This is a genomic window from Bradyrhizobium sp. JR4.3, from assembly GCF_040547695.1.
Lineage (GTDB): Bacteria > Pseudomonadota > Alphaproteobacteria > Rhizobiales > Xanthobacteraceae > Bradyrhizobium > Bradyrhizobium canariense.
Genome location: NZ_JBEPQF010000028.1, coordinates 1 through 17,097 on the forward strand (window position 1 = coordinate 1; position 17,097 = coordinate 17,097).

Annotated in this window: 15 protein-coding genes; 12 read left to right on the forward strand and 3 right to left on the reverse strand. The window is 64.6% G+C overall.

The features are described from left to right. The first annotated feature begins 227 nt into the window (after positions 1-227). Positions 228-2,444: an SLC26A/SulP transporter family protein gene (locus ABIB91_RS31640; protein ID WP_354170468.1), complete on the forward strand. Its 2,217-nt coding sequence runs from the start codon at positions 228-230 to the stop codon at positions 2,442-2,444. A 122-nt stretch (positions 2,445-2,566) separates the two neighbouring features. Here the strand turns inward: ABIB91_RS31640 and ABIB91_RS31645 are convergent, their stop codons facing one another. Together ABIB91_RS31645 and ABIB91_RS31650 are read right to left on the reverse strand one after the other, a co-directional pair. Then, positions 2,567-4,060: an NAD-dependent succinate-semialdehyde dehydrogenase gene (locus tag ABIB91_RS31645; protein ID WP_007598299.1), complete on the reverse strand. Its 1,494-nt coding sequence runs from the start codon at positions 4,058-4,060 to the stop codon at positions 2,567-2,569. A 124-nt stretch (positions 4,061-4,184) separates the two neighbouring features. Then, positions 4,185-4,505 (reverse strand): hypothetical protein, encoded by a 321-nt coding sequence (locus tag ABIB91_RS31650; RefSeq protein WP_007598300.1) that lies wholly within the window; start codon positions 4,503-4,505, stop codon positions 4,185-4,187. Positions 4,506-4,853: 348 nt separating this feature from the next. Here ABIB91_RS31650 and ABIB91_RS31655 point away from each other — a divergent pair, with 348 nt between their 5' ends. Further along, positions 4,854-6,047 carry a serine hydrolase domain-containing protein gene (locus ABIB91_RS31655; protein ID WP_354170465.1) on the forward strand — a complete coding sequence of 398 codons (1,194 nt, stop codon included), beginning with the start codon at positions 4,854-4,856 and terminating at the stop codon, positions 6,045-6,047. 78 nt (positions 6,048-6,125) lie between these two features. Then, entirely contained in the window at positions 6,126-7,820 is a 1,695-nt protein-coding gene (locus ABIB91_RS31660; RefSeq protein ID WP_354170463.1) for an AMP-binding protein, read from the forward strand. Between the two features lie 122 nt (positions 7,821-7,942). On the opposite strand, the gene ABIB91_RS31665 is transcribed toward ABIB91_RS31660, so the two are convergent. Then, positions 7,943-8,944 carry an adenosine kinase gene (locus tag ABIB91_RS31665; RefSeq protein WP_354170462.1) on the reverse strand — a complete coding sequence of 334 codons (1,002 nt, stop codon included), beginning with the start codon at positions 8,942-8,944 and terminating at the stop codon, positions 7,943-7,945. Positions 8,945-9,069: 125 nt separating this feature from the next. Here ABIB91_RS31665 and murJ point away from each other — a divergent pair, with 125 nt between their 5' ends. The 9 genes from murJ to miaB all read left to right on the forward strand — a co-directional run bounded on the left by murJ (position 9,070) and on the right by miaB (position 17,095). After that, positions 9,070-10,620, forward strand: coding sequence for a murein biosynthesis integral membrane protein MurJ (gene murJ, locus ABIB91_RS31670; protein ID WP_354170460.1), 1,551 nt, complete (start codon positions 9,070-9,072; stop codon positions 10,618-10,620). A gap of 73 nt (positions 10,621-10,693) precedes the next feature. Continuing rightward, positions 10,694-11,746: a tryptophan--tRNA ligase gene (trpS, locus tag ABIB91_RS31675; RefSeq protein ID WP_354170458.1), complete on the forward strand. Its 1,053-nt coding sequence runs from the start codon at positions 10,694-10,696 to the stop codon at positions 11,744-11,746. Positions 11,747-11,853: 107 nt separating this feature from the next. Continuing rightward, positions 11,854-12,348: a universal stress protein gene (locus tag ABIB91_RS31680; protein ID WP_007598307.1), complete on the forward strand. Its 495-nt coding sequence runs from the start codon at positions 11,854-11,856 to the stop codon at positions 12,346-12,348. Between the two features lie 172 nt (positions 12,349-12,520). Beyond that, complete coding sequence (locus ABIB91_RS31685) at positions 12,521-13,090, forward strand: NifU family protein (RefSeq protein WP_354170455.1); 570 nt, start codon at positions 12,521-12,523, stop codon at positions 13,088-13,090. 72 nt (positions 13,091-13,162) lie between these two features. Then, positions 13,163-13,858 (forward strand): tRNA (adenosine(37)-N6)-threonylcarbamoyltransferase complex dimerization subunit type 1 TsaB, encoded by a 696-nt coding sequence (tsaB, locus tag ABIB91_RS31690; protein ID WP_354170453.1) that lies wholly within the window; start codon positions 13,163-13,165, stop codon positions 13,856-13,858. Further along, positions 13,855-14,340: a ribosomal protein S18-alanine N-acetyltransferase gene (rimI, locus tag ABIB91_RS31695; protein ID WP_354170451.1), complete on the forward strand. Its 486-nt coding sequence runs from the start codon at positions 13,855-13,857 to the stop codon at positions 14,338-14,340. Before tsaB ends, rimI begins: the two co-directional genes overlap by 4 nt. 38 nt (positions 14,341-14,378) lie before the next feature. Next, positions 14,379-14,834 carry a Fur family transcriptional regulator gene (locus ABIB91_RS31700; protein WP_354170449.1) on the forward strand — a complete coding sequence of 152 codons (456 nt, stop codon included), beginning with the start codon at positions 14,379-14,381 and terminating at the stop codon, positions 14,832-14,834. Beyond that, a complete protein-coding gene (locus ABIB91_RS31705; RefSeq protein ID WP_354170447.1) occupies positions 14,835-15,515 on the forward strand; it encodes an HAD family hydrolase in 681 nt (226 codons plus the stop codon). Positions 15,516-15,706: 191 nt separating this feature from the next. Further along, positions 15,707-17,095 carry a tRNA (N6-isopentenyl adenosine(37)-C2)-methylthiotransferase MiaB gene (gene miaB / locus ABIB91_RS31710; RefSeq protein WP_354170445.1) on the forward strand — a complete coding sequence of 463 codons (1,389 nt, stop codon included), beginning with the start codon at positions 15,707-15,709 and terminating at the stop codon, positions 17,093-17,095. Positions 17,096-17,097 lie beyond the last annotated feature (2 nt).

Genomic DNA, 17,097 nt, shown 5'->3' on the forward strand with positions numbered 1-17,097 from the left:
CCCGGGGGGTGGGGGGTTTTTTCCTAATTTTTGGGGGGGTCTTTGCCCCCCCGCCCGTACCGCCCCCGCGGGCTGCCCCCCCCCGGGGGGGGGCGGGGCCAACCCCCCCCCCCACGACGAATGGTAGGCGCTTCGGTTTCTTCCATCCGGCTTGCAAGAATCCTGTTGCGCCAGGCTCGCAGTCGTCTACCTCTCGGAGGGGAATATTCACGAGCGAGTGTCACGGCGTGACAGATCCAGCGATTGGCTTCACTCCGTCGACCGGGCTTAATCCGGCTCTCAAGCGCGCGCTGAATGATATATTGGGCGGGAGCGCCGCCAGCGTCCTGACCGTCACATTCGGACTGTCCTACTCGCTGCTGATCTTCGCGGGGCCGTTGTCGCCCTATCTGTCCTACGGCATCACGGCAACCTTCGTCAGCTCTGCGGTGCTTGCGGCCGTCGTCGCGCTCGGCAGCTCCCTGCCCTTCGCGATTGCAGCCCCCGACAGCTCGACCGCGGCGGTGACGGGTATCCTGGCGGCTTCCGTGGTCGAACGCATCGAGACGGCGAACCTGTCAGCGCCGTTGCTGTCACCGGTCCTGATCACGCTCGGCCTGTCGACGATGCTGACAGGATTGGTGCTGTGTGGACTGGGCCTGACCCGGCTTGGCCGCGCCATCCGCTACGTGCCTTATCCGGTGGTCGGCGGCTTCCTCGGCGCAACCGGACTTCTCATCGTCATGGGTGCGGTCCGGGTGATCACCGACCATCCCCTGCAATTCGCGACACTGTCGCACTTCGCCAACCGTACCATCCTGCTGGAGCTCGGTGCCGCCTGCGCGATGGCGCTGGTGCTGTATTTCACCTGGCACCGCTCGCGCAGCCCGTTCGGACTGCCGATCATCCTGGTCGGCGGCGTGCTCACCGCGCATCTGGCATTCTGGATCACCGGCGTTTCCTTCGACGACGCGCGCACGTTGGGCTGGACCTTTCAGTCCCCGCCGCAAGCGGTCTTCATGCTGCCCTGGCACAGCGACGATCTCGCCCGATATCCCTGGTTTGCCATCCCGGACCTGCTTGGCAATGTCGTCGCCGTCATCTTCGTCACCGCCTCGAGCACGCTGTTCAACACCACCGGCATCGAGGTGGCCACGCATCGCGAAGCCAATCTGGAATCTGAGCTGAACGTCACCGGCGCCGCCAATATCCTGACCGGCGTGCTGGGCGGCTATCCCGGCTGCAGCTCGACCAGCCGCTCGATGCTTAATTTCTCCAGCGGCGGCCGCGGGCGCCTGTCCGGCCTCACGGCCGCAGCGCTGTCGCTGCTGGTGCTCGCCGTCGCACCCGAGCTGCTCGGCTTCATCCCCAAATTCGTGCTCGGCGGCCTGTTGCTCTATCTCGGCGCCGACCAGCTGCACAAATGGATCGTCGAGTCGCGCAAGCGGCTGTCGAAGCTGGAATATCTGTCGCTGATCACCATCATCGCGATCATCGTCGCCTGGGGTTTTGTGCCGGGCATCCTGATCGGCGTCATCATCGGCTGCGCGACGTTTGCGTTCAGCGCCGCACGGGTGGAGTCGATCAAGTACAGTTTCGACGGCTCGGAGTACCGCTCCTCGCTCGACCGCTCGCGCGACGATCAGGACGTGCTGCTGGCCCATGGCGGCAAGATCCAGGGCCTCAATCTCCAGAGCTATCTGTTCTTCGGCTCGGCCAACCGGCTCTACCAGCACGTCAAGCGGCTGCTTCAGGAGCGCCCCGAATGTCGCTATCTGCTGTTCGACTTCAAGCTCGTCACCGGCGTCGATTCATCGGCTGCCTATAGCTTCGCCCAGATCAAGCGCAGCGCTGGCGAACTCGGCGTCGAGCTGATCCTGGTGCATCTGTCGGCTGCGGCCGAGAAGGTGCTGCGCTCCAGCGACTTCGTCGGCGAGGGTGTCACCATCATCCCCGAGCTCGATCGCGCGCTGGAATGGTGCGAGAACGAGCTCATCTCGCTGCATCAGGAGCTGGCGCAGGAAGAAGCCAGCCTGCGCGACTGGTTCACAGCGATTCTCGGCAGCGAGGATGGCGCCGACGAACTGATCCGCCGCTGCCAGCGCATCGAGGTCGAAGCCGGCGAGGTCATCGTGCAAGCCGGCGATCCCGCCGATTCCATGCATTTCATCCTCGAGGGCCGCGTCGGTATCATGATTCCTGCCGACGACGACCGCACCACGCGCGTGCGCAGCCTCGGCCGTTACACAACGATCGGCGAGATGGGGCTGGTGTCACAGACACCGCGCAGCGCCACCATCCAGGCCGAAGTCGACAGCGTGCTCTACGTGCTGAATACGCACCAGTTCGACGCGATCAAGGTCGAGGATCCCGCACTCAGCCACAAGCTGCTGACCTATTTCGTTTCGGTGATGGCCGAGCGGCTGACCTTTGCGAACCGGACGATCGCGGTGTTGAGGCGGTGATTAGCGCGTAGCTTCGTCATTGCGAGGAGCTCTTGCGACGAAGCAATCCAGACTGTCTCGGTGGAAAGATTCTGGATTGCTTCGCTTCGCTCGCAATGACGTGGAGGAATGATGGCGAGCCCTTACACCCCCGCCATCATCACGTATTTGATCTCGACATATTCTTCCATGCCGTGATGCGAGCCTTCGCGGCCGAGGCCGCTTTCCTTGACGCCGCCGAAGGGCGCGACTTCGGTGGTGATCAGGCCGGTGTTGACGCCGACCATGCCCGATTCCAGCGCTTCGGCGACGCGCCAGACGCGGCCGAGATCGCGGGAGTAGAAGTAGGAGGCGAGCCCGAACGGCGAGGCGTTGCACATCGCGATCACGTCGGCCTCGTCCTTGAAGCGGATCACCGGCGCGAGCGGGCCGAAGGTTTCCTCTTGCGCCACCAGCGAGTCCGGCTTGACGTCAGAGAGCACCGTCGGCTCGAAGAACGAGCGTCCGAGCTCGCTGCGCTTGCCGCCGGTGACGACCTTGGCGCCGCGCTTCACGGCGTCCGCAATGTGGCGCTCGACCTTGTCGACCGCTTTCAAATTGATCAGCGGGCCCTGCGTGACGCCGGTTTCCGTACCGTCGCCGATCTTCATCGCCGCGACCTTCTTCGACAGCTTCTGCACGAACTCGTCGTAGATCTTGTCCTGGGCGTAGATGCGGTTGGCGCAGACGCAGGTCTGGCCCATGTTACGGTATTTCGAGACGATGGCGCCTTCGACCGCCGCATCGATATCGGCGTCGTCGAACACGATGAACGGCGCGTTGCCGCCGAGCTCGAGGCCGAGCCGCTTCACGCCGACGGAGGCCTGCCGGTAGAGAATCTTGCCGACCGCAGTCGAGCCGGTGAAGCCGACGAAACGCACGGCCGGATGCTCGCACAGCACCTTGCCGATCGGCGCGGCATCGCCGGTGATGATGTTGAACACGCCCTTGGGCACGCCGGCTTTCTCCGCGAGCGCGGCAAGCGCCAGCGCCGACAGCGGCGTTTCATTGGCGGGCTTGAGCACCACGGTGCAGCCGGCCGCAAGCGCCGGCGAAACCTTTCGTGTGATCATCGAGTTCGGGAAATTCCACGGCGTGATCGCGCCGCAGACGCCGATCGGCTGCTTGATCGCGAGCAAGCGCGCATCCGGCCGCTGCGTCGGAATGGTCTCGCCATAGACGCGGCGGGCTTCCTCGGCGAAAAATTCGACATAGGCGCCGCCGATGTCGACCTCGCCGAGCGCTTCACTGAGCGGCTTGCCCTGCTCAGAGGTGAGGATCAGCGCGAGGTCCTCGCGATTGGCGATGATCAGCTCGAACCATTTGCGCAAGATATTGGAGCGCTGCTTGGCGGTGTGCTTGGCCCAGCCCGGGAAGGCGCGCTCGGCCGCTTCGACGGCCCTGGTGGCATCATCCGCGGAGAGCTGCGGAACCTTTGCAAGCTCGACGCCGGTCGCGGGATTGTTGACCGCGAAGACCGGCGAGCCGACCCAGGCGCCGTCGATGTAGCAGGCCTCCTTCAGCAGCGACGGGTCCTTCAACCGGTCGCGCAAATTGGACGTGGCGTGCTGGGCACGTGCGGCGGCGGACGGGGTCATGGCGTTGCTCCTGCGGGGCTTTTGCGGGCTGTTCCGGTTCGGCCGGAATATAGGGAGAAGCGGCGCGCAATGCACCGTCCCGCAACGCACATCTGCTGGGAGCCAGGCTGGGAGCGGCGCGTCCTTACGCCGCGCCGCTCAGATAGGTCTCGCGCCGCCCGATCATGCGCTCGGCGGCCGCCTTGGCGTCGGCCTTGGAGGAGGTCGCGCAGGTCCGGTATTCGAGATCGGGGACGTCGGACGCGTTGCGGCGGCCGAACCAGGACTTCGAGCCGACCGGCAGCAGCGCAAGCGCCTGCGCCAGATTGTCGACCGCGCCGAACGAATAGAGCGCACCGGTGCCGGCGATGCGGACCTCATAGATCCCAGGCGCGATCGGCGCTTCCAGGTTTTCGCCCCGTCCGGCACGGGGATAGCGCTTCCATTCGCTCCAGGTCGAAATCATCTGAGGTCCCCCTGGCGGCCGGTGGGCGGCCGCCAAATTTGCATCAAGTCTTAACGTTTGCCCGCGATTGGGCCCGGTGCTGAACGCCACAACTCACAAAATGTTTCAAGTGCTCGAAAACTTTCGAAACATTTCGCCCAGGCCCATCCAAGGGCACGGCTGGTTGCAGACATCCACCGAAGATTGTGACTGCGTGTTGCGGTTCGGCCTATTGTCGTCCTGCGTGGGTGACGGACCGTCAAGTCACGACATCGCGACCGCGGCAGGTATGTGGATGTGCTTGCCGCGCGGCGCACGCGGGAGGACAATCGATCGCTTCCAACAATAATCAAACCGGAGGAAACGCGGATGCAAGGCAAAGCTGAGATCGACCAGATTCTGCGCCAGAAGAGCGAAGCCGGAGAGATTCCCGGCGTCGTCGCCATTGCCGCCAGCGGTACCGACGTGCTGTATCAGGGCGCGTTCGGCAAACGCGACCTGTCCAAGCCGGATGCGATGACCGCCGACAGCGTGTTCTGGATCGCATCGATGACGAAGGCGGTGACATCAGCGGGCGCGATGCAGCTCGTCGAACAGGGCAAGCTGTCGCTGGATGCGCCGATCGGCGAGGTGTTGCCTGATCTCGCCAAGCCGCAGGTGCTCGAAGGCTTTGACGCCAAGGGCGGGGCCAAGCTGCGGCCGGCCAAGGGGCCGATCACGCTGCGCCAGCTCATGACCCACACGGCAGGCTTCTGCTACAACATGTGGAACGGCGATCTCGCGGTCTATCTGGACAAGAACGGCATCCCCGCCATCACCACCTGCCAGAACGCGGCATTGAAGACGCCTATTATGACCGACCCCGGCACGCGCTGGGAATACGGCACCAATATCGATTTCGTCGGCAAGGCGGTGGAAGCCGTCAGCGGCAAGCGCCTCGATGCCTATCTGCGCGACAATCTGTTCGCACCGCTCGGCATGAGCGATACCGCTTTCAAGATCACCGCCGACATGCGCAAGCGCCTGGTCGGCATGCATGCGCGTGGCGAGGATGGCCAGCTCGCCGCGATCCCGTTCGAGCTCGAACAGGAGCCGGAATTCCATATGGGTGGCGGCGGCCTTTATTCGACCGCGGCCGATTATATCAGGTTTACCCAGATGATCCTCAACAAGGGCCGCGGCAACGGCAATCAGGTGCTGAAGGCCGAGACCATCGCGACGATGGGGCAGAACCACATCGGCGATCTCGCCATGGGCAAGATGACCACGGCGGCGCCGATGTACACCAACGACGTCGACCTCTATCCGGAGCAGGTGAAGAAGTGGGGCCTCAGCTTCATGATCAACACCGCCAAAACGGCTGAGGGCCGCAGCGCGGGCAGCCTCGCCTGGGCGGGCCTCGCCAACACCTATTACTGGATCGACCCGGCGCGCGACGTCACCGGCGTGATCCTGATGCAGCTGCTGCCGTTCGCCGACGCAAAGTGTCTCGAGGCTTTTGCCGGCTTCGAGCGCGGCGTCTATGCCGGGCTCGATGCCGGCAGCGGGCAGAAGGCGGCCTGAGGCGCGCCTGACTCTCACGACGCGTCACGGCCGGGCTTGTTGTCCCGGCCGTAACGCACCTGACTGGAGGACATGATCTTGGCAGACAAAGCCGACAGTTACGTTTGCGGCATCTCCGACACGCCGCTGCTCGGCGACACCATTGGGCGCAGCCTCGACCAGGCCGCGCGACGCTGGAGCGATCGCGAGGCGCTGGTCTCGCCCAGCCACGGCGTGAGGTGGACATGGAGGGAGTTTGCCGAGCGGGTCGACGCGCTCGCCGCCGGCTTTGTCGCGCTCGGTCTCGAACGCGGCGAACGGATCGGCATCTGGTCGCTGAACCGGCCGGAATGGACGCTGACACAATTCGCCGCCGCCAAGGCCGGCCTTATCCTGGTGACGATCAATCCGGCCTACCGGCTGAGCGAGCTGGAATTCGCGCTTCACAAGGTCGGATGCAGCGCCATCGTCACCGCGACGGCGTTCAAGACCAGCAACTACATGGACATGCTCAACACGCTGTTGCCGGAGCTTGCGACCGCCAAGCCCGGGCAATTGCGCGCCGCGCGGCTGCCGGACTTGCGCATCGTGATCCAGATCGGCGGCCCCGCCTGTCCGGGCACGATTCCGTTCGACGAGGTCGCCGGCATGGCCGGACTCCCGCACCGTGAGCAGCTCGCCGCGCTCGGTGCCTCCCTGCAATTCGACGATGCCGTCAACATCCAGTTCACCAGTGGAACGACGGGATCGCCCAAGGGCGTGACGCTGACCCATCACAACATTCTCAACAACGGCTATTTCGTCGGCCGCGCCATGCGCCTGACCGAAGCGGACCGCATCTGCATTCCGGTGCCGCTCTATCATTGCTTCGGCATGGTGATGGGCAATCTCGCCTCCGTCACGCTCGGCGCGACCATGGTCTATCCCGGCGAGGGGTTTGATCCGCTCGCGACGCTGCGGACGATCGAGCAGGAAAAATGCACCGCGCTGTACGGTGTGCCGACGATGTTCATCGCCGAACTCGACCACAGCGAATTCTCGAACTTCAATCTGACATCGTTGCGCACCGGCATCATGGCCGGTGCACCCTGCCCGATCGAGGTGATGAAGCGCGTCAATAGCGAGATGAACATGGGCGAGGTCACGATCGCCTATGGCATGACCGAGACGAGCCCGGTCAGCTTCCAGAGCGCCGTCGACGATCCGCTCGATCGCCGCGTCTCGACGGTCGGGCGAATCCATCCGCATGTCGAGGTCAAGGTCGTCGATCTCGACGGCAAGATCGTCAAGCGCGGCGAACGGGGCGAGCTCTGCACCCGTGGCTACAGCGTGATGCTGGGCTATTGGGAGGAGCCGGAGAAGACCGCGGATGTGCTCGACGCCAATGGCTGGATGCATACCGGCGACATCGCCATCATCGACGACGAGGGTTATTGCAACATCGTCGGCCGCATCAAGGACATGGTGATCCGCGGCGGCGAGAACCTCTATCCTCGCGAGATTGAGGAATTTCTCTATCGGCACCCCAAGATTCAGGACGTGCAGATCTTCGGCGTTGCGGATACCCGCTATGGCGAGGAGCTCTGCGCCTGGATCCGGGTCAGGTCCGGCGAGACGCTGACGATGGAAGAGGTGCGCGCCTTCTGCGACGGCCAGATCGCCCACAACAAGATTCCGCGATACGTGGAATTCGTCGACGAGTTTCCGATGACCGTGACCGGAAAGATCCAGAAATTCCTGATGCGCGACGAGGTGGAGCAACGGCTTGGACTGAAGGCCGCGAAGACTGCGTAGGTTGCCAACTCAATCGTCATTGCGAGCGCAGCGAAGCAATCCAGAATCTTTCCGCAGAGGCAGTCTGGATTGCTTCGTCGCTGCGCTCCTCGCAATGACGGGTGAGAGAGAGAGAGTCCACCTTAATCCGTCAACCCGCGCTGCTCAGCCAGCTCCTTCAGCGACACCTGCGGACGCGCGCCGATGTGCTGAATCACTTCGGCGGCCGCGAGCGCGCCGAGCTCGCCGCACTGCTTGTAGGGCAGGTTGCGCGCCAGACCGAACAGGAAGCCGGCAGCGAAGAGGTCGCCGGCGCCGGTGGTGTCCACGAGTTTCGCGATCGGAGACGCCGGCGCTGCGACTGCGTCAGTTGGCGTCACCACCACGCAACCTTTCTCGCTGCGGGTGACCACGCCGAGATTGACGTCGTTGCGCAGCTGCTTGAGCGCGGTGTCGAAATCCGAGGTCTGGTAGAGCGAATGCAGCTCGGACTCGTTGGCGAACACGATATCGACGGTGCCGTTGCGCATCAGCCCCAGGAATTCGTCGCGATAACGATCGACGCAGAAGGAATCCGACAATGTCAGCGCCACCTTGCGCCTGGCATCATGGGCGATCTTGGCCGCCTTGACGAAGGCGTCCTTGGCGTTCTTGGGGTCCCAGAGATAGCCCTCTAGGTAGACGATGCCGGCCGCCGCGATCTCGGCCGGGTCGATGTCGGCGGGCGTCAGGTCCTGCGCGGCGCCGAGATAGGTGTTCATGGTGCGCTCGCCGTCATCGGTCACCAGGATGTAGGAGCAGCCGGTCGCAGGGCCGTCCTTCGCCGCGGGCGTATTGAAGGCGACGCCGGCCGCGCGGATGTCGTGGACGTAGAGCTTGCCGATCTGGTCGTCCTTGACCTTGCCGACATAGGCGGCGCGCGCCCCGAGGCTGCCGATGCCGACGATGGTGTTGGCAGCCGAACCGCCGGAAACTTCCGTCGCCGGGCCCATGTCCTTGTAGATGGCGGCGGCCCGCGCCTCGTCGATCAGGGACATGCTGCCCTTGGTCATGCCGTGCTTGCCCAAAAAGGCTTCGTCGGTCTTGACCAGCACGTCGAACAGCGCGTTGCCGATGCCGAGAACGTCATATTTCACGTCAGCCATTCACCTTGATCCTGTTTGGCGGATTGCGATACCCGCGGAAATCCGCTTCCTGTCGGTCTGAAATCTGGCTCGCGGCCTATCACGGCCGGCCCTTCGCGGGCAAGCAACGGTATTATGCAGTTCCGATGATCCGCTCCTTCCTGACCGTCTCGACGGGGACACTGGCTTCACGGCTGCTGGGCTTTGCACGCGATTCCCTGATCGCGGCGCTGCTCGGCACCGGCGCCGTGGCGGACGCGTTTCTGGCGGCATTTCAGCTCGTCAATGTGGTGCGGCGCCTGCTCAGCGAGGGGGCCTTGAATGCGGCGTTGATCCCGGCCTGGCTGCGCGTTCGTGACAGCGAAGGCGAGGCGGCTGCGGCGGCGTTCGCGGGACGCGTGCTCGGCACCGTGAGCGCGGGCCTGATCGCAATCTCAATCGTGATTGCACTGCTGATGCCGCTGATCATCATGATCATCGCGCCGGGCTTCGTCGGCAGCACATCGCTCGATCTCGCCGTCCAGAATGCGCGGCTGATGCTGCCTTATCTCGCCTTCGCGGGACCCGTCACGGTGCTGATGGGCCTGCTCAACGCGCAGGGGCGCTTCGCACTCACCGCGTTCTCACCGCTGCTGTTCAATATCGCCTTGATCGCCGCGATCGCAGCACTCCTGCTGTGGCACGCCGATGCGACCGTCGCCGCTTGGATGCTGGCGGCCACCGTCGGCATTGCCGGTCTGTTGCAGCTGCTGATGCTGCTGTCGCAGCGAAGTGCGCGTCTGGCGACACCGCTGCGCGTGAGCTTCGACAAGGACATGCGCGGCTTCTTCGCCACGGCGATCCCGGGCATGATCGCGAGCTCCGGCCCGCAATGGCTGATGGTCGCCGGTGCGATCATCGCCTCCGCCACGCCCGCCGCGGTCTCCTGGCTCTATTTCGCCAACCGCCTGATCGAGCTGCCGCTTGGCATTGTCGGCGTCGCCATGGGTACGGTGCTGGTGCCGGAGCTGACGCGCGCGGTGAGGAGCGGTGACCGTGACGCGGTTGCGCATGCGGAATCGCGCGCGCTGGAACTCGCGACCGGGCTGGCATTGCCGGCGACGCTCGGCCTGATTGTGCTGGCGGAGCCGATCGTGCGGCTGCTGTTCGAACACGGCGCCTTTGGCGCGGAGGACAGCGCAGCCACGGCCCATGCACTGATGTGGCTGGCGCTGGGACTGCCGGCGCATGTGCTGATCAAGGCGCTCTCGCCAGCCTATTTTGCCCGCGGCGACACCATGACGCCGCTGCTGGCGACCGCGAAAGGGGTCGTGGTCGCGGTCGCGCTCGCGGTCCTGCTCGGTCATTTCTTCGGCGCGAGCGGGATCGCTGCCAGCATTGCCGCCGGCGCCTGGAGCAGTGCGATCTCGCTGCTCCGGAAAGGCAACAGTGAATTCGGCTTCTCGGTCGATGCCGCGGCCCGCAAACGGCTGCCGCGAATCGTGCTCGCCACGGTCGCCATGGGCGGCCTGCTGTGGCTGACGGCGGACCTCTTGCCTTCGGAGGCCCATGGGCTCATCCGCTTCATTGCGCTGGGATCACAGATCGCCGCGGGAATCGTCGCCTATGGCTTGCTCCTGCAAATCCTCCGCGTCGCGTCCTGGCGCGAGGCGGCCGGTGCCTTGAAGCGCCCCGCCCAGCCCGATCCTGGCGCCTGAGTTTCGCGAAATCCCCTTGACGGGGCAGCGCCGCTGTTGGAAACGACGCCCCGTATCTTGCAGGAAAGCTGCCATGCCATTCGTTGAACGGGTTTTTTCGGGCGTCCAGCCGACGGGCAATCTGCACCTCGGCAATTATCTCGGCGCGATCGTCAACTTCGTGAAGATGCAGGAAACCCACAACTGCATCTATTGCGTCGTCGATATGCACGCGATCACGCAGGGCGTGGACGTCTGGGGTGGACCGGTCGAACTCGCACGCAACACCCGCGAGGTGACCGCGGCGTTCATCGCCAGCGGCATCGATCCGAGCAAGCACATCGTGTTCAACCAGAGTCAGGTCTCGGGCCACGCCGAACTCGCCTGGATCTTCAACTGCGTCGCGCGCATGGGCTGGCTGGGCCGCATGACCCAGTTCAAGGAGAAGGCCGGCAAGGACCGCGAGAACGCGTCCGTCGGGCTGTTCGACTATCCGGTGCTGATGGCGGCCGACATTCTGCTCTACCGCGCCACCCACGTTCCGGTCGGCGAGGACCAGAAGCAGCATCTCGAACTCTCGCGCGACATCGCGCAGAAGTTCAACAACGACTTCGCCGACTCGATCCGCAGCCAGGGCGCCAATGACGGCCTGTTCTTCCCGCTGCCGGAGCCCTTGATCACGGGCCCGGCGACGCGCGTGATGAGCTTGCGCGACGGCACCAAGAAGATGTCGAAGTCGGACGCGTCGGACAATTCGCGCATCAATTTGACCGACGATGCCGACACCATCGCGCAGAAGGTGCGCAAGGCCAAGACCGACCCGGAGCCGCTGCCAACCGAGGAGAAGGGTCTGGAAGCGCGCCCCGAGGCCGACAATCTCGTCGGCATCTACGCAGCCCTCTCGGGCCGCTCCAAGGCCGACGTGCTCAGGGATTTCGGCGGCGGCCAGTTCTCCAGCTTCAAGAACGCGCTGGTGGAGCTGTGCGTCACCAAGCTCGCGCCGATCGCCGGCGAGATGAAGCGCCTCGTCGCCGACCCCGGCCATATCGACGCGATCCTGAACGACGGCGCCGACCGGGCGCGCGCGATCGCCGACGAGACCATGAAGCTCTCGAAGGACATCGTCGGCTTCATCCGCCGGCGCTAAAGCGCGTTCGCGAAAACGCGGCCGACGTCATGGCGCCGGCCGCTTCCGCTCTCCCCAAGCACGACGGAGTGTGGCAGCATGTCAGCCGTGCACATTCCGGGACATGCATGACCAGCAAGCGACTTTGCTTCGAGCCGGGTCACAAGCCCAAATGCCTCGTCATCGTCGACGACACCGCTGAATGGGATCGCGCGGTCTATTACGCCAGCCGCTGGGCGATCCGGGCCGGCGGCGGCGTGGTGATGCTCCGCATCATCGAGCCCGAACAGCAGAGCCAGGAATGGCTGGGGGTCGCCGACATCATGCGCGCCGAAGCGCAGGAGGCGGCGGAAGCCGCGCTCGACCGTGCCGCCGGCCGCGCCAACGGCATCGCCGCGATCACGCCGGAACGGGTGATCCGCGAAGGCGCCGCCATGGAACAGCTGCTGGCGGTGATCGACGAGGACCCCGACATCGCCATGCTGGTGCTCGCCGCGAACCCGGGCGCGGAAGGCCCGGGGCCATTGGTCTCGCTGCTCGCGCACGCGCTCGGCACGTTCCCGGTGCCGGTGACGGTCATTTCCGGCGCGCTGAGCGACCAGAGCGTGGATTCGCTGTCTTAGGCTGTTGCTCTTCACCTCGCCTCGTTGGTCTGCGGAGGGAGATTGGGGTACCCTAACCCGCTGATATAACAGGTGAACGACCAGCCCACCCCTTGACCGTGCGTTCGCCGTCGCCATCTGCTAGTGGATAGGGCACGCGCCGGCCTTGAACCGGCGACGTCTGGAGAAAACCATGTTCATTCAAACCGAAGCCACTCCCAATCCCGCCACGCTGAAGTTCATTCCCGGCCGCGTCGTGGTCGACGGCGGACCGATGGAATTTGCCAACCGCGAATCGGCCGCACGCTCGCCGCTCGCCGAAAAGCTGTTCGAGGTCCCCGGTGTGACCGGAGTGTTCTACGGATCGGACTTCATCACCGTGACCAAAGCGAACGGTGAATGGCAACAGCTCAAGCCCGCGATCCTCGGCGCCATCATGGAGCACTATATGTCCGGCGCGCCGCTGCTCGCCGACGGTGCTGCCGCGAGCGATGTCGATCTCGACGACGAGGACGAATTCTTCGACGAGGCCGATGCCGAGACGGTCGACATGATCAAGGATCTGATCGAGACCCGCGTGCGCCCCGCGGTCGCCAATGACGGCGGCGACATCACTTTCCGCGGCTTCAAGGACGGTATCGTCTATCTCAACATGAAGGGCTCCTGCGCCGGCTGCCCGTCATCGACCGCGACGCTCCAGCACGGCATCCAGAACCTGCTCAAGCACTTCGTCCCCGACGTGGTCGAAGTCCGACCGATGTAGGCTGGTCCGCAAAGGCGTGGATGGCCGGGACAAGCCCGGCCATGACGACCGGGATGATGCTATGATCGTTCCATGCTGATCCTTGCCATCGATACCGCGCTGGAAGCGTGCGCGGTTGCCGTTCTCGACACCGATTCCGGCCAGCTCCTAGCACAGGAGCAGCTTCTGATGAAGCGCGGCCACGCCGAAGCGCTGATGCCGATGATCGCGCGCGTGATGCAGTCAGCCAATCTCGCCTTCACAGCGCTCGACCGCATCGCGGTCACCATGGGCCCCGGAAGTTTCACCGGCCTGCGCGTCGGCATTTCGGCGGCCCGCGGCCTTGCGCTTGCTGCGAAGCGGCCTGCCGTCGGCCTGACCACCTTGTCCGCCTATGCCGCCGCCGTCGTCGGCCAAAGCGGAGCGGCGCCGGTGATCTCGGCGATCGACGCGCGGCACGACCACGTCTATTTCCAGATCGTGGCCGGTGACGGCAGTCAGCTGGTGCGGCCGGGCGTCGCTCCCATTGATGAGGCGATCACGGCTTCGCAATTCGGCGCGCCGCATCTGGTCGGCAATGCCGCGAAGATCCTCGCCGAGCGCTGGCCGAAAGATATGCCGCAGCCGGTCGCGGTCGACGCGCAGCCCGCGCCCGACATCGGCTGGGTCGCATGGCTTGGCGCCGCCGCCGATCCCGCGACAAATCCGGCGCGGCCGTTCTATCTGCGGGCGCCCGACGCAAAGCCGCCCGCACAACTGCCGCTTGCAGCACAAGCCGCAAGCTCATGATGAACTGGTTCTCGGAATGGTGGCGCGGCGGGACGCCCGTCGTCGAGCCGGCTGTCGCGGGCGACGTTGCACGGCTCGCGCAGCTCCACGGCGCCTCCTTCGCGCGCGGTTGGGGCGAAGGCGAGTTCGAGAGCATGCTCAGCGAGCGCAATACGCTGGTGCACCGGTTGCGCCTCGGCCGCAAGACCGTGGGCTTCGCGGTGTCGCGGATCGGCGCAGACGAAGCGGAGATCCTCTCGATCGCGGTCGACCAGGCCCATCGCGGCCGCGGCCTCTCTCGCACGCTGCTGATGACCCATCTCGGCCACCTGGCAGGACGCGGCGTCCGCACAATATTTCTCGAAGTCGAAGAAAACAACCAGCCGGCGCGGCGGCTCTACGACCGAACCGGATTCATGGTGGTCGGACGCCGCGAACGCTACTATAAGCAGCCGAACGGGGAACAATTGAACGCACTTCTGATGCGACGTGACTTGTCGTAACATTGATGGCAGAAGGCGCCCCGTCAGGCGGATATCACATGACTGGTCTTAAACCTTCCCCCGCTTCCAAGGCGTCCGACATCGAGGCGCGCTGTGCCGCCACCGGCATGCGCATGACCGAGCAGCGCCGTGTCATCGCCCGCGTGCTCGCGGAGGCGGTCGATCATCCCGATGTCGAGGAACTGTACCGCCGCTGTGTCGCCGTCGACGACAAGATCTCGATCTCGACCGTGTATCGGACCGTCAAGCTGTTCGAGGATGCGGGCATCATCGAGCGCCATGATTTCCGCGAAGGCCGCGCGCGCTACGAACAGATGCGCGACAGCCATCACGACCATCTCATCAACCTGCGCGACGGCAAGGTGATCGAGTTCACCTCCGAGGAGATCGAGAAGCTTCAGGCGGAGATCGCCCGCAAGCTCGGTTACAAGCTGGTCGATCATCGGCTCGAACTCTATTGCGTCCCGCTCGACGACGACAAACCCACAAGTTAAGTGGCGATCGATCTCGTCATCTTCGATTGCGACGGCGTGCTCGTGGACAGCGAGGTGATCTCCTGTCGCGCGCATGCGGATGTGCTGTCCCGGCACGGCTATCCGATCACATCGGAGCAGGTGCTGGTCCGCTTTCTCGGCGTATCCGAGAAAGATGCGCGGCGAATGGTCGAACAGGAGATCGGCCGCAATCTTCCCGATGATCTCGAAAGCCAGGTGAATGCGGCGACGCTGCAATTTTATGCCAGCGATTTGCAGCCGATCACCCATGTGGCCGCAGCGATCGGCGCAATCGATTTGCCTAAATGCGTTGCGTCGAGCGGCACGCCGGAGAAGATCCACCATGGCCTGACCTGCGCAGGTCTCTACGATCTGCTCGCTCCGAACATCTTTTCGGCGAGCCAGGTCGCACGCGGCAAGCCCGCGCCCGATCTTTTCCTGTTTGCCGCCGCGCAGATGAAAGTCGCGCCGGAGCGGTGTCTCGTGATCGAGGACAGCGTCCCCGGGGTGACCGGCGCGCATGCCGCCGGGATGACCGTGCTGGGCTTTCACGGTGGCAGCCATTGCCCGCCAGGCCACGCCGAAAGACTACGGAGCGCGGGGGCCGGATTGACGTTCGACGATATGCGGCAATTGCCGGAGCTGCTCCGGCAGGTCGCTGCGGACACTCTGGCGGGCTGAATCCCTCCTCTCGGCGTCATTCCGGGGCGATGCGCCAGCATCGAACCCGGAATCTCGTGCCAAAACCCCTGGATTCCGGGTTCGCGACTGCGCCGCGCCCCGGAATGACGACCAAAAAGACCCCAATCGCTGGATTTCCGCAGCCCCAGTCTATATCTGAGGGCGGTCCTCCCACCTCATTTCCGGGTTCCATGACGCCGCCGCGCAAGCTGCACATCAAATCATATGGCTGCCAGATGAACGTCTACGATGCCCAGCGCATGGTGGACACGCTGGCCCCGGAAGGATTCGTGGAGACGGCCAGCGCTGATGACGCCGACCTCGTCATCCTCAATACCTGCCATATCCGCGAGAAGGCCTCGGAAAAGGTCTATTCGGAGCTCGGCCGCCTGCGCGTCGCCAAGGACGCCGCCGCGCGCGATGGGCGCACCATGCAGATCGCGGTCGCGGGCTGCGTGGCACAGGCCGAAGGCGAGGAGATCGTGCGCCGTGCGCCCGCGGTCGACGTCGTGGTGGGACCGCAGAGCTATCATCATTTGCCGCAGCTCTTGAAGCGCGCCGGCAATGAAGGCCGCGCCATCGAGACAGAATTCCCTGCTCAGGACAAGTTCAGTTTCCTCGCCCAGCCCAAGCCCGGCGCAATCCGCGCCCGCGGCATTTCCGCTTTCGTCACGGTGCAGGAAGGCTGCGACAAGTTCTGCACCTTCTGCGTCGTGCCTTACACGCGTGGCTCGGAAGTCTCGCGGCCGGTGGCAAAGATCGTCGATGACGTAAAGCGGCTCACTGAGAACGGCGTACGCGAGCTCACGCTGATCGGACAGAACGTCAACGCCTATCATGGCGAGGGGCCGGACGGAAAAAGCTGGCCGCTCGGCAGGCTGCTGGAGCACCTCGCGGCGCTTCCGGGCGTCGCGCGGCTGCGCTATTCGACCAGCCATCCCCGCGATGTAGATGACAGTCTGATTGCAGCCCATCGCGATCTCGGCGCGCTGATGCCCTTCGTGCACCTGCCGGTGCAGTCGGGCTCGGACCGGATTTTGGCCGCCATGAACCGGAAACATACCGCCGATGATTATCGGCGTGTCGTCGACCGTTTCCGGTCCGCACGCCAAGACATTGCTTTCTCATCAGATTTCATCGTCGGCTTCCCGGGCGAGAGCGAGCAAGATTTTCTCGCGACCCTCGCGCTTGTCACGCAAATCGGCTACGCTGCTGCGTATTCGTTCAAATACTCCGCCCGGCCGGGAACGCCGGCCGCGGATATGCAGGAGACGGTGTCCCCCTCTGAGATGGACCAGCGATTGGAGCGGCTCCAGGAACTGATCGACAGCCAGCAATCGGCCTTCAACAAGGCTGCGATTGGCTCAACGGTCGATGTGCTGTTCGAGCGTCCGGCCCGCAGGGATGGCCAGATCGTCGGCCGGACCGCCTTCCTCCAGCCCGCGCATGTGATGGCCTCGCCCGACATCATCGGACAAATCCTGCCGGTCCGGATCGACAGCCTCGAACGCTACAGCTTCCTCGGCGAGCTCGCCATGGCGCACGAGCCCGCTTTATCGCCCATCGCCACTGGAGCCTGAAC